Below are 11,781 nucleotides of genomic sequence, written 5' to 3'. Positions count from 1 at the left end.
TCATTTTTGGTCGTACTGCCGGCCCTTGGGCCGAAAGGTGCGAAGGGCGCGGAGATGATCCGCGCCCTTCGTCTGTTGTCTTACCGGAAGGGCGGGCTGTAGAGCAGGCCGCCGTCAGTCCACTGGGCGTTCAGCCCGCGTGCCAGGCCGATCGGTGTTTCCTCGCCGATGTTGGTGGCAAAGATCTCGCCGTAGTTACCCTGGGATTCGATGGCGCGCTTGGCCCAGTCCGCGTCGAGGCCCAGCATTTCGCCAAGCGTCCCCTCGGTGCCCAGAAGGCGCGCGATTTCGGGGTTGGTGGTCGAAGATGCCATTTCGTTCACGTTGGCCGAGGACACGCCGAGCTCTTCGGCACTGATCAGCGCGTTCAGGGTCCAGCGGACCACGTCGCCCCATTCGTTGTCGCCGTGACGGACCAGCGGGCCCAGCGGCTCTTTCGAAACGATCTCGGGCAGCAGGACGTGATCGCCCGGGTTCTCGAACGCGGCGCGCGTCGCGGCCAGGCCGGATGCGTCCGTGGTGTAGACGTCGCAGGCGCCGGCAAGGTACTGCTGCTGCGCTTCGGCGTTAGTTTCGATCGGAACAGGCTCGTAGCTGATGTTGTTCACACGGAAGAAGTCCGCGAGGTTCAGCTCGGTCGTGGTCCCGGTCTGGATGCAGACGGTCGCACCGTCGAGATCCTTGGCCGAGGAGACGCCAAGCGCCTTGGGCACCATGAAGCCTTGGCCGTCGTAGTAGTTCACGCCGATGAAGTCGAACTTCAGGTCGACATCGCGCGAGAAGGTCCATGTGGTGTTGCGTGCCAGCATGTCGATCTCGCCGGAGGCCAGCGCGGTGAAGCGGGTCTTGCCGGTGGTCGGGATGAATTCGACCGCGGTCGCATCCCCGAGAACGGCAGCCGCGACGGCCCGGCAGACAGCAACGTCAAAGCCCTTCCACTCGCCGTTGGCGTCGGGAGCGGCGAAGCCGATCAGACCGGTCGTCACGCCACAGTTCAGCTTGCCACGTGCCTTGACGTCGTCAAGCGTGGCTGCACCGGCAGCGCCGGCAGCCAGACCCGCAACGGTCAAAGCACCGAAAATTGCAGATTTTTTCATTTTTACCTCTTCCTGATATTCCGCCACGTTCTGGACGGTTGATCCGGCGATCGAGTGCCGGAGGCGATACTGTGCAGGGGTCCCCGTGCTCAGTGTAGGGTAATGTGTTCGGATTCCGCTCTAAAGGTCAAGGGTCAGGCCCCCTCTTTTCGCCCGATAAATGATCACAATGACCGTGTTTGCCCGGCTTTGAGGCTAGCCGGCCCTGCACAGGGCGAACATGCGCCAGGCGTGCAGAAAGGCAGCTTTCTTGACTTCCGCCAGCGCTTCCGCAGCGTCATCCCGGCCCCATTGTTCCGCCTGCCACGCTTCGTCGAGCCGGGAAATATCCCAAAGGACCTCGATGTCGCGTGCGCCCATCGTGGCGGCGAACCCGAGTACGAGAGATCCCGAGAGGCTGACAAGGTCGTGAAAGGCAGCGAGTTCGAAATCGTTCAGCGCATGTGTCCGGCGGCGCAGGGCCTCCAGTGCCGCCGGGTCCTGGGGCCGGTGCATGATGCCCACCCGAGGCTCCAGCCGCGCGCCGAGAACCTCTGCTGCCCAATCCAGCATGGGATCCCAATGCGCCTTCTGCCGTGCCACCAGTTCCTCCGGGGTATCGGCACGGTAGCACAGCAGATCGCTGTCGCCGTAATCGGCCAACATATCAGCCACTTCGGCGTGTTGCGCCGCCACCTTGTCGATCGCGGAATTGGCTGTCTTGGTGACCGGCATCAGGTGCGGGTTGATCACCCCTTCCTGCGCGTCCCACTCCGCAGCGACCGCCTTGGCCATGGCCTCCGTCGGCAGGATCAACGGCTGTTTCGCCGGCGTCTTGACCGGACGGCCATCCAGTTCGACGGCGTGGCCGCCGCCTGCGGGCACCGCCTTTGCCTCTTTCCAGAACCTCTTGGCTTTCCAGTCGCTCATGCGGGCACTCCCCAGATCTCGTCGAGCACGTCCGGCAGGGCTTCGAACCGGTCGATCACGTGACGGGCACCGGACAGGCGAGAGCGGTCATGATAGCCCCAGCCAACGCCGATCCCGGCGATGCCCGCGGCTTGCGCCATGTCCATGTCGAAACTGGTGTCGCCCACCATCACCGCCCGATCCGCGTCGACCCCGGTTTCCGCCAGAGCCGTCAGAAGCATCGATGGATGCGGCTTGGACGGGTGAAAATCCGCGCACTGGAGTGTCTGGAACATGCCGTGCAGGCCGTGGCCCTCCACCAGCTTGTCGAGACCGCGCTTCGATTTCCCCGTGGCCACGCCCAGAAGGACGTCATCCCGGGCGCGCAGCGCCTCCAGCGCGGCCCGTGCGCCGGGATAGAGCGGCGAGGACTCCGCGACGCCCGCCTGCGCGCGCAGGTCCATGTAGGCAGACTTGTAGGCCACGACCATCCTTGCATGATCGCCGGCGCCCAATGTCGGCGCCAGTGTCGCCATCGCCACGTCGAGCGACAGCCCCACGATGCCAAGCACTTCGGCTCTCGACGGCGGCGGCACCTGCACCGCATCAAAGGCGGCAGCCATCGCGGCGACGATATCGTGCTGGCTGTCGACCAGCGTGCCATCCACGTCGAAGATCACCAGACCAAGCGGGGCCACCGTCATCCCCAACCTTCCTCGAAAGGATCGTCCGGCACGTCGGCGGGCGACCACTGGAAGGTTTCCCACGTCCGGGCCATATGCTCGGGCAGCGGCGCGACCAGGTTCAGGATCGCCTTGGTCACCGGATGCTCCACCGTCAGGCTGCGGGCATGCAGGTGCAGTTTCTTCGAAATGTCGCCGCCCAGTTGCGCGCCCCAGCCGTCGCCGGGGTTTTCCTGACCCGATCCGCCGTATTTCCCGTCTCCCACGATGGGATGACCGATCTCCGCCATATGCGCGCGCAGCTGGTGGGTACGGCCCGTCACCGGGATCAGCGCCGCCCAGCAGGTCCGGCTACCCGCCTGCGCCAGAACGGCATAATCCGTGGTGGCACGCTTGGCGCCTTCGGTGGCGTCGATATCGGCGGGATGGACCGCGATCATCTTTTCACCCTCGCCGCGCGCGCCATGGCCGCCTGCCTTGACCAGTCCGAACTTGATCTGACCGTTCTTGGGATGAGGCACGCCCGCCACCGCGGCCCAATAGATCTTGCGCGTTTCACGGTGCCGGAAATTGGCCGTCAGCGCCTGGGCAACGGCGCGGGTACGAGCCATGATCATGACGCCGGAGGTATCCTTGTCAAGCCGGTGTACAAGGCGCGGCTTTTCGTCCAGTTCGAACATCAGCGCTTCGGACAGCGCATCCACATGGCGGTCGGACTGGCCGGAGCCACCCTGCACCGGCAGGCCGGGCGGCTTGTTCAACGCGATGACGTGGTCGTCGCGATAGATCACGCAGGCGCGGATGAACTTGGCATCCGCATCACTGACACGGGTTCGCTTGGGCGGCGGTGGCGCTTCGCCCTCGGGCAACGGCGGAATGCGCACCTGCTGGCCCACCTCGAGACGCGTCGCGCCCTTGACCCGGCCACCGTCGACGCGGATCTCGCCCTTGCGGCACATCTTTTCGACACGCCCCTGCGAGATCTGCGGAAACCGCCGCTTGAACCAACGGTCGAGGCGCTGGTCGCCCTCGCCTTCCTCGACGGTAACGGTTTGTACCCGGCTCATGCGAAAGCCCCCCGTGCGGCCCAGAGCCCCAGCATCAGCGCGCCGATGGACAGAACCACCGACATCCCGACATAGAGCCCCGCAAGCCCGTAAGCCTGTCGTTCGATCAGTGTCGCAGTCTCCAGCGAGAAGGCGGAAAAGGTGGTAAAGCCGCCCAGCAGACCGGTCATCACGAAGGGAGACAGATGGGTCAGCCCCTTCTGCGCCGCAAGGACCACGAAGACGCCCATCAGGAAAGATCCGGCCACATTCACCGTGATGATGGCCAGCGGAAAGTCCTGCGGACCCGCAATGCGCAGGATCGCGGCGCCGGACAGGAACCGCAGCGCGGCACCGATGGCACCGCCGAGCGCGACAAGGGACAAGGTTGAAATCATGGCGCGTCTGTCACGCTTTGCGCGGCGATTGTCAAGAATACAAGGCCGCGCAGGACACGGCGGAGGGGGCGCGAAGCGGGCGGCACCTGTCTAGCTGCCGCCGGAGCGCTTGCCCCGGAGTTTCTCGAAATATGCCATGCGCTTCTTCAGCTCCCGCTCGAACCCGCGCTCCACCGGCGCATAGAGCGCCTGCCTTTTCAGGCCTTCGGGAAAGTAATCCTGTCCCGAGAACCCGTCCTCGGCATCGTGGTCATAGGCATAGCCATCGCCATACCCCTGTTCCTTCATCATCTTGGTGGGCGCGTTCAGGATATGCTTGGGCGGCGGGGCCGATCCGGTTTCCCTGGCCATGCGGCGCGCGCCCTTGTAGGCCACGTATCCCGCATTGGATTTCGGCGCGAGGGCAAGGTATGCAACGGCCTGTGCCAGCGCCAGCTCGCCCTCGGGGCTGCCAAGCCGCTCGAAGGTTTCCCACGACTGCAGGCAGATCGCCTGGGCCTGCGGATCGGCCAGTCCGATATCCTCCACGGCCATGCGGGTGATGCGCCGCGCGAGGTAGCGCGGATCCTCGCCCCCTTCGAGCATGCGTGCGAACCAGTAGAGCGCCGCATCCGGGTCCGACCCGCGCACCGATTTGTGCAATGCCGAGATCAGGTTGTAATGGGCATCTCCGCTCTTGTCGTATTGCGCCGCGCGGCGCATCAGCCGCGCCGCCAGCGATGCCTTGTCCAGCTTGCCGTCCACCTTCCAGGCGACCAGTTGCTCGATGAGGTTCAGCAGCGCCCTGCCGTCGCCATCGGCCATCTCCAGCAGGGCCGCGCGGGCGTCCGGCTGCAGCGGCAGTTCGAGCCCCAGCTCATGCTCCGCCCGTTGCGCCATCAGTTCGAGCTCCTCGACCGACAGCCTTTCCAGCACCAGAACCTGCGCGCGGGACAGCACAGCCGCGTTCAGCTCGAAACTGGGGTTCTCGGTGGTGGCGCCGACCAGAAGGATCGTGCCGTCTTCCATGTGGGGCAGGAAACCGTCCTGCTGCGCCTTGTTGAATCGGTGGATCTCGTCCACGAACAGCAGCGTCCCCTGACCCTGCCGCCGCCGAAGCTTGGCGGCTTCGAAAACCTTGCGCAGTTCCGGTACCCCGCTGAAAATGGCGCTGATCTGGACGAAGTGCAGGTCGGTCTCGTCAGCCAGAAGCCGCGCGATGGTCGTCTTGCCGACGCCCGGCGGCCCCCAGAAGATCAGGGACGACAGCGCGCCGGATTCCAGCATCACGGTCAGCGGCGCATCGTTTCCCAGCACCTTCTGCTGGCCGATAACCTCGGAAAGCGCGCGCGGGCGCAGCCGGTCCGCCAGCGGGCGATGGCCGCCGCCCGTGTCCGCTGGCTGGTCCCCGGTGTCGAACAGGTCCGCCACCGTTACACCCGGAACCGCAACAGGCTGCGCCTGTCGCCACGCTGGATCACGATCTCGAAACGGCGGACCTCGCCACCGAAGAGTGCCTCGAGATCCGATGGATGCGACACCTCGACCGCGTTCACGGCCAGGATCAGGTCTCCCTTGCGCAGGCCGACCCGCGGACCGAACCTTCCTGCATCCAGCACGACGACGCCGGCGGCCTCCAGCGGCAGGTTCAGTTCGGAAATGATAGCCGGGTTCACGCGGGCGATCCGCAACTCCGGCAGGATGCTGCGCGCGCCCAAGACCGTCTCTTCGCGGGGCGGATCATCGGGCGCAGCGATCAGGCCGACATCGACATCCTTGTCCACGCCATCGCGCCGGAACCGGACGGCCGTGCTGCGGCCAAGACCCGCAACGCTCATCCGGTAGATCATTTCGTTCGGGGTATGCACGGTGGCGCCGCCGACGTGGGTGATGATGTCACCCACCTCGAGGCCCGCATCAAGGAAGGGGCTCGCGGGATGCAGCCCCGACACGATGATCCCGACGGGCCGGTCCAGCCCGAGAGGGCCCGCCATGTCGCTGTCCACCGGTTGACCGCTGATCCCGGCCCACGGTCTGGCAAAAGTGACTTCGCCCGCGCGGGCTTGGGCGACAAAGGCCGCGACAAGGTCCGCCGGGATGGCGAAACCGATACCGTTCGACCCGCCCGACCGGGTCAGGATCGAGGTATTGATCCCGACAAGGCGCCCCTGCATGTCGATCAGCGCACCACCCGAGTTGCCGGGGTTGATCGGCGCATCGGTCTGGATGAAATACCCCAGCCCCGAATTGCCGCCGCCCGCGCCGGACCGCGCGAGCCCGGAAACGATACCGCTGCTGACGGTCTGCCCCACGCCGAAGGGATTGCCGATGGCCAGCGCCAATTCGCCGACCTCGACCGTCTCGCTGTCACGCAGCTCGAGGAAGGGCAGCGGCGTGTCGGCGTCTATCTTGAGGATCGCGAGGTCCGCCTCGGCATCACCCAAGAGCACCTGGGCCGAATATTCGCGCCGGTCGTTCAGCACCACGCGGATTTCGGTCGCCATGCCGACGACATGATAATTCGACACCACGATCCCGTCCTCGGACAGGATCACCCCGGACCCCAGCGAGTTCTGAACCCGTGGCCGTTCGGAAAAAGGATCGCGGAAGAAGCGCTCGAAGAACGGATCGCTTTGCAGCGGTGTCCGCCGCGGCGCCGACATGATCTTGGCATAGATGTTCACGACCGCCGGGGTCGCCTCTTTGACAAGCGGTACGAAGCTGAGCTGCATCTGCGCGGCGGACTGCGGCACCTGCTGTGCCAACGCGGAGCCCGCCATGAGGGCGAGGATCATCAGGACATATCTCATGCCCCTGATATGCGCGGCGCAAGCGGAATGCGCAACTCCCCCGTCGTTCGGCAACCACGCCCCGTCGGGGGCGGCAAAAGAAAAAGCCCCGCCGGATGGCAGGGCTTTGCATTCGCGGTGGCGAATGAATTTATTCCGCGGCGTCTTCGGCGGCGAGACGGGCCTTGTCGGCGGCGCCTTTCGCGTCCCGGTCACGATCCACGAATTCGATGATCGCCATCGGCGCCATGTCGCCGTAGCGGAAGCCGGCCTTGAGGACGCGGACATAGCCACCCTGGCGGTCCTTGTAGCGGGGCCCGAGCACTTCGAACAGTTTCGCCACGTGGGCGTCCTGCTTGAGCTTGGACGCGGCCTGACGGCGGGCGTGCAGATCGCCGCGCTTGGCCAACGTGATCATCTTTTCGATGATCGGGCGCAGTTCCTTGGCCTTGGGCAGGGTTGTCTTGATCTGCTCATGTTCGATGAGCGAGCCGGCCATGTTCGCCCAGAGCGCCTTGCGGTGCTCGTGTGTGCGGTTGAGGCGGCGGTATCCACGTGCGTGACGCATGTCTATTCTCCTGGTTTGCCCTCTACGGGCGATTTTGCTTTGTCTGGCTGGCGTGCGTAGCGCCAACTCTCCTTGGGGCGGGATGCCCGTGGCCCGATCGCCTCGTTGAAACGGCCGGGCCGGGGTTGAGGATGCGCATCGAATGCGCATCCATGGTTCAGAAGTTGTCTTCGAACTTCTTCGCCAGATCTTCGATGTTGTCGGGCGGCCAGTCCTCGACATCCATGCCGAGGTGCAGACCCATGCCGGACAGGACTTCCTTGATCTCGTTCAGCGACTTGCGGCCGAAGTTCGGGGTGCGCAGCATCTCGGCTTCGGTCTTCTGGATCAGGTCGCCGATGTAGACGATGTTGTCGTTCTTCAGGCAGTTCGCCGAACGGACGGAAAGCTCCAGTTCGTCGACCTTCTTGAGCAGCAGCGGGTTGAATTCCAGCCCGTCGTCGTCGTCCTGGCGGGAAGCCGATTCCGGCTCGTCGAAGTTGACGAAGATGCCCAGCTGGTCCTGCAGGATACGGGCGGCGAAGGCCACGGCGTCATCCGGCGTGATGGACCCGTCGGTCTCGATCTTCATGGTCAGCTTGTCATAGTCCAGCACCTGGCCCTCGCGGGTGGGCTGCACGTCATAGCTAACCTTCTTGACCGGCGAATAGATCGCGTCGATCGGGATCAGGCCGATGGGCGCGTCTTCCGGCTTGTTCTTGTCGGCCGACACGTAGCCTTTGCCGGTGTTGACGGTCAGTTCCATGTAGACGTCGGCACCGTCGTCGAGGTGGCAGATGACGTGATCGCGGTTCAGGATCTCGATGCCGGCGGATTCCGAGATGTCACCGGCGGTGACGACGCCCGGACCCTTGGCCGAGATCGACAGGCGCTTCGGTCCCTCGACTTCCATGCGCAGCGAGACACCCTTGAGGTTCAGGATGATGTCTGTCACGTCTTCGCGGACGCCGGCAACGCTGGAGAATTCGTGCAGCACGTTGTCGATCTGCACGGAAGTGATGGCCGCCCCCTGAAGGGAGGACATCAGGACGCGGCGCAGCGCGTTGCCCATCGTCAGGCCGAAGCCGCGCTCAAGCGGTTCGGCGACCACGGTGGCCTGGCGCGCGGGGTCGTTGCCCGGCTTGACGTCAAGCTGCTGCGGCTTGATCAGTTCGGCCCAGTTCTTGTGGATCATGTGTCCCTCCATCCTTGTATCTGCCGCATGTCCGTTCGGCCGATACGCTCGAGGTTTCAAAAAGAGATAGGGGGCCGCGCGAAACCACGCAGCCCCGAAACAATGCGGGTGTTCAGACCCGGCGACGCTTGGGCGGACGGCAGCCGTTGTGCGCCATCGGTGTCACATCACGGATAGAGGTGATGTTGAAACCGGCGGCCGCCAGCGCGCGCAGCGCGCTTTCACGGCCCGAACCGGGGCCCTGCACTTCGACTTCGAGGGTCTTGACGCCGTGTTCCTGCGCCTTGCGGCCCGCGTCCTCTGCGGCCATCTGGGCAGCGTAGGGCGTGGATTTCCGCGACCCCTTGAAACCGCAGGTCCCGGCGGACGACCAGCTGATCGCGTTGCCTTGGACGTCGGAAATCAGGATCTTGGTGTTGTTGAAGCTCGAATTCACATGCGCCACACCTGCGGCGATGTTCTTGGAGACCTTGCGCTTGGTGCGTGTACGATCGCGTGCCATGATTACAGACCTCCCTTATTTCTTCTTGCCGGCAATGGCCTTCGCGGGGCCTTTGCGGGTGCGTGCGTTGGTATGGGTACGCTGACCGCGAACCGGCAGGTTGCGGCGGTGGCGCAGGCCACGGTAGCAGCCGAGATCCATCAGGCGCTTGATGTTCATCTGCACGTCGCGGCGCAGGTCGCCTTCGACGGTGTAGTTTTCGTCGATGTGCTCGCGGATCTTCAGCACTTCGGCGTCGCTTAGCTCGTTGACCCGGCGGGTCAGGTCGATGCCGACCGCTTCGCAGATGGCGCGGGCGGAGGTGTTACCGATACCGGTGATATAGGTGAGGGCGATGGGAACCCGCTTTGCAGTCGGGATGTTAACGCCGGCAATACGTGCCACGTGTCATATTCCTTTTCGTTGCGAGCCCGTCATGCCGGGCCCTTTTTTCACAACATAAGCCCGAAGCGTTTCTGGCGCGTCGGGCCTGGCTGATCAGGTGATCTTGCGGCACGGGCGCGACCCGGAACCGCAAATTGATTCTCTTTCGAGATAGCGCTGACTATGGGGTTTTGGCCGAGGCGTCAACCCATGCGAAGCGGTCAGCGGCAGGTGTCGATCTTTCCGGGAAATCGAGCGGGAATATCCGGATATTCCCGCCGCGTTTCACGCGTCGAGCAGGCTCGCGATCTCGGCCTGCACGGCTTCGATGCTGCCCAGCCCGTCCACGTCGCTCAGCATATCCTTGGCATAGTAGTAGCCGATCAGCGGCGACGTCTGCTTGTAATAGGCCAGCAGCCGGATCCTGAGGCTTTCGGCGTTGTCATCCGCGCGCACCTGCTCGCCTGCCTGACGGGCCTGTTCGGCGCGGCCGACGATACGGTCGACCAGCACGTCGTCGTTTACCCGCAACTCGATCACCCGGTCGATCGTCTGACCCTGCTCCGCCATCAGCCGGCTCAGGGCGTCCGCCTGCTCGAGTGTGCGCGGGAAGCCGTCGAAGATGAACCCGCCCTTGTTGTCGCCTTCCAGCTTTTCGCGGATCAGGCCGATCACGATCTCGTCCGTGACCAGTTCGCCCCGCGCCATCACGTCGGCGACCATCTTGCCCATCTCGGTGCCCGAATCCTTGGCCTCGCGCAGCATGTCACCGGTGGACAGCTGTACCATGTTCCGGGTTTCGACCAGGTGACGTGCTTGCGTGCCTTTGCCGGCGCCGGGCGGTCCAAGGAGAATGATGTTCATCGACGTACGGGGCTCCGTTTCTTGCGTGGTTTTCCTTTGCCGGCACCTTTACCGCGCAACTGCGATTTTTCCAGCAGACCTTCGTATTGGTGCGCCAGAAGGTGGCTCTGGACCTGTTGGATCGTGTCCATGGTGACGGAAACGACGATCAGAACCGACGTGCCGCCGAAGTAGAAGGGGATCGCGAACTGTCCGCGCAGCACCTCCGGCAGGACACAGACCAATGCCAGATACGCAGAGCCGAGGACGAGCACCCTGTTGACGACGTATTCGAGGTACTCCGCCGTCTTCTTGCCCGGGCGGATGCCGGGGACGAACCCATTCTGGTTCTTCAGGTTCTCGGCCACGTCGTCAGGCTTGAAGCTGACGTTGAACGTGTAGAAGTACGCGAAGAAGACGATCATCGCGATGAAGAACAACAGGTACAGGGGTTGTCCGGGGCCGAAGTTGGCCAGCAGGACCGACATGACCGGGCCCGTGGAATTGCCGGAGAACGTGCTGATGGTGACCGGCAACAGCAGCAGCGACGAGGCGAAGATCGCCGGGATCACACCCGCCGGGTTCACCTTGACGGGGAGGTGGCTGGACCCGCCGTCGTACATCTTCATCCCGACCTGACGTCGGGGGTACTGGATATGGATCTTGCGCAAGGCACGTTCCATGAAGACGACGAACATGATTGTCACCACCACCATCAGGAGCACCCCGATGATGACCGCCGGGCTGATCGCGCCGGACCGGCCGGAGGCGAAGAACTGGGCGATGGCCGCCGGGACTTCGGCGATGATGCCCACGAAGATGATCAACGAGATACCGTTGCCGATCCCGCGCGACGTGATCTGCTCACCCAGCCACATCAGGAACATGGTGCCGCCGACAAGGGTGATCATGCAGGCGATGCGGAAGTAGAGGCCCGGATCGGCGGCGATATCGCCCGCCTCGAGGCTGACGGCCAGCCCGTAGGCCTGCAATGTCGCCAGCGCCACCGTGCCGTAACGGGTATACTGGTTGATCTTCTTGCGGCCCTGCTCGCCTTCTTTCTTGAGCTGCTCGAGCGCGGGAACCATCGAGGTCATCAGCTGCACGATGATCGAGGCGGAAATATAAGGCATGATGCCAAGTGCAAAGATACCCATGCGCCCCAACGCGCCGCCGGTGAACATGGACACCATGCCGCCGATCCCCTGCCCCGCGCTTTCCATGAAGTCGCGCAGCGCCTGGCCATCGATCCCCGGCACCGGAATGAAGGTGCCCAGTCGGTAGACGATCAGCAAACCCAGCGTGAACAGGATCCGGTTGCGCAGGTCTGTGGCCTTGCCCAATGCGGACCAGCTGGTGTTGGCGGCCATGTTTTCGACGGCTGATACCATGAGGGGTCTCTTTTATTGTTATGCAAACGCCGCCCCGGCCGTTTTCCGGCGGGCGGCGTT

Annotated in this window: 13 protein-coding genes; all 13 read right to left on the bottom strand. The window is 64.1% G+C overall.

Going from position 1 to position 11,781, the window contains the following annotated elements; translation table 11 throughout:
* Positions 1 to 80 precede the first annotated feature (80 nt).
* Positions 81 to 1,097, bottom strand: coding sequence for an amino acid ABC transporter substrate-binding protein (locus BOO69_RS02165; protein WP_071969888.1), 1,017 nt, complete (start codon positions 1,095 to 1,097; stop codon positions 81 to 83).
* A 195-nt stretch (positions 1,098 to 1,292) separates the two neighbouring features.
* The gene (locus BOO69_RS02160) at positions 1,293 to 2,006 is read right to left on the bottom strand and encodes an ATP12 family chaperone protein (protein ID WP_071969886.1); all 714 of its coding nucleotides are present in this window, start codon (positions 2,004 to 2,006) and stop codon (positions 1,293 to 1,295) included.
* Positions 2,003 to 2,689, bottom strand: a complete 687-nt coding sequence (locus tag BOO69_RS02155) for an HAD-IA family hydrolase (protein ID WP_071969884.1) — start codon at positions 2,687 to 2,689, stop codon at positions 2,003 to 2,005. Before BOO69_RS02155 ends, BOO69_RS02160 begins: the two co-directional genes overlap by 4 nt.
* Entirely contained in the window at positions 2,686 to 3,735 is a 1,050-nt protein-coding gene (locus BOO69_RS02150) for an RluA family pseudouridine synthase (protein ID WP_071969882.1), read from the bottom strand. Before BOO69_RS02150 ends, BOO69_RS02155 begins: the two co-directional genes overlap by 4 nt.
* On the bottom strand, positions 3,732 to 4,112 hold the full coding sequence (crcB, locus tag BOO69_RS02145) for a fluoride efflux transporter CrcB (protein ID WP_071969880.1): 381 nt from the start codon (positions 4,110 to 4,112) through the stop codon (positions 3,732 to 3,734). Before crcB ends, BOO69_RS02150 begins: the two co-directional genes overlap by 4 nt.
* Positions 4,113 to 4,202: 90 nt before the next feature.
* A complete protein-coding gene (locus BOO69_RS02140; protein ID WP_071969878.1) occupies positions 4,203 to 5,522 on the bottom strand; it encodes a replication-associated recombination protein A in 1,320 nt (439 codons plus the stop codon).
* Between the two features lie 2 nt (positions 5,523 to 5,524).
* On the bottom strand, positions 5,525 to 6,901 hold the full coding sequence (locus BOO69_RS02135) for a trypsin-like peptidase domain-containing protein (RefSeq protein WP_071969876.1): 1,377 nt from the start codon (positions 6,899 to 6,901) through the stop codon (positions 5,525 to 5,527).
* Between the two features lie 130 nt (positions 6,902 to 7,031).
* On the bottom strand, positions 7,032 to 7,448 hold the full coding sequence (rplQ, locus tag BOO69_RS02130) for a 50S ribosomal protein L17 (RefSeq protein WP_071969874.1): 417 nt from the start codon (positions 7,446 to 7,448) through the stop codon (positions 7,032 to 7,034).
* A 157-nt stretch (positions 7,449 to 7,605) separates the two neighbouring features.
* Positions 7,606 to 8,622, bottom strand: a complete 1,017-nt coding sequence (locus tag BOO69_RS02125) for a DNA-directed RNA polymerase subunit alpha (protein ID WP_071969872.1) — start codon at positions 8,620 to 8,622, stop codon at positions 7,606 to 7,608.
* Between the two features lie 112 nt (positions 8,623 to 8,734).
* The gene (gene rpsK / locus BOO69_RS02120; protein WP_071969871.1) at positions 8,735 to 9,124 is read right to left on the bottom strand and encodes a 30S ribosomal protein S11; all 390 of its coding nucleotides are present in this window, start codon (positions 9,122 to 9,124) and stop codon (positions 8,735 to 8,737) included.
* A 15-nt stretch (positions 9,125 to 9,139) separates the two neighbouring features.
* Complete coding sequence (gene rpsM / locus BOO69_RS02115) at positions 9,140 to 9,508, bottom strand: 30S ribosomal protein S13 (protein ID WP_071969869.1); 369 nt, start codon at positions 9,506 to 9,508, stop codon at positions 9,140 to 9,142.
* A gap of 264 nt (positions 9,509 to 9,772) precedes the next feature.
* Positions 9,773 to 10,351, bottom strand: a complete 579-nt coding sequence (locus BOO69_RS02110) for an adenylate kinase (protein ID WP_071969867.1) — start codon at positions 10,349 to 10,351, stop codon at positions 9,773 to 9,775.
* Positions 10,348 to 11,721, bottom strand: coding sequence for a preprotein translocase subunit SecY (gene secY, locus BOO69_RS02105; RefSeq protein WP_071969865.1), 1,374 nt, complete (start codon positions 11,719 to 11,721; stop codon positions 10,348 to 10,350). The genes BOO69_RS02110 and secY overlap by 4 nt, the downstream gene beginning before the upstream one ends.
* Positions 11,722 to 11,781 lie beyond the last annotated feature (60 nt).

This window comes from Sulfitobacter alexandrii (assembly GCF_001886735.1).
GTDB lineage: Bacteria > Pseudomonadota > Alphaproteobacteria > Rhodobacterales > Rhodobacteraceae > Sulfitobacter > Sulfitobacter alexandrii.
This window is presented reverse-complemented; position numbering and strand designations above follow the sequence as displayed.